Source organism: Pseudomonas sp. Colony2 (assembly GCF_019382755.1).
In the GTDB taxonomy this organism is placed as follows: Bacteria; Pseudomonadota; Gammaproteobacteria; order Pseudomonadales; family Pseudomonadaceae; genus Aquipseudomonas.
Genome location: NZ_CP080030.1, coordinates 280,468 through 281,282 on the forward strand (window position 1 = coordinate 280,468; position 815 = coordinate 281,282).

1 protein-coding gene is annotated in these 815 nt (G+C 61.7%); it reads right to left on the reverse strand.

Annotated elements, in window-relative coordinates:
• Nucleotides 1–791, reverse strand: a 791-nt coding sequence (locus JV201_RS01220) for a DMT family transporter (protein WP_219407123.1), incomplete at its 3' end; no start/stop codon positions are given.
• Nucleotides 792–815 lie beyond the last annotated feature (24 nt).

Here is an 815-nt window from a genome sequence, read left to right on the forward strand (position 1 = left end):
ACCGCTGACACCCGCTCCTTGAAAAACACAAACCCCAGAATCGCGGCGATCCCACCGGACAGGGTGCTGATCACCGTCACCACGGAAACCGACCCCGCCATTGCGCCCCACGAGAACGCCGAGAACCCACCCAGGTTCATCAGGCTCGCGCTGGTCAGCGTTGCGCAGTTTTTCAGCGGTGGGATTTTCAGGCCGTCTTTGATCTTAAGCACCATCAACACCAGGACGCACAGGCCAACCAAATACCCAAGCCAAAGCATCGTGACCGGGCCAAGCGTCGGCAGGGTGTAGCGGCCCTGCACCCAAAAGCTTGTGCCGTAGAGCAACGCTGCGAGCATCGCGTAGGCGATTGAGCGGCTGGAACTGTTGTGAGGGACGCCATTGTCCTTGTGAATGCTGGACAGGATCACGCCAATTACGCAGAGAGCGATGCAGCCGAGTTGGATCAGGCTGATGTGTTCGCCGCTGGCCCATGACAGCAAAGTAGTCACGACACCGTAGGACGTCACCAGCGGCGCGACAATCGCCGCTTTGCCCAGCGAGAAGGCCTTGGACAGCGCAAGGGCGCCGGAGACGGTCAGCAGGGCTGCTGCGGCTCCCAGGAGCCACACACTCAAAGGCGCCGCGAGGGATTTGACGAGGAAGGCCGGGAATATGACCAGCAGCAGGGTCATGATCAGGAAGCCCAGCGCCTGGCCGAAGTACACCGCGCGTTTGACGCCGACAGCTCGGGCGTTGAGGCCCACGAGGAAGTCCGTGCCGCCCCAGAGCAGGGCGGCCAGCAGGCCCATTAGTACGTCCATGTAAGGTCCTTG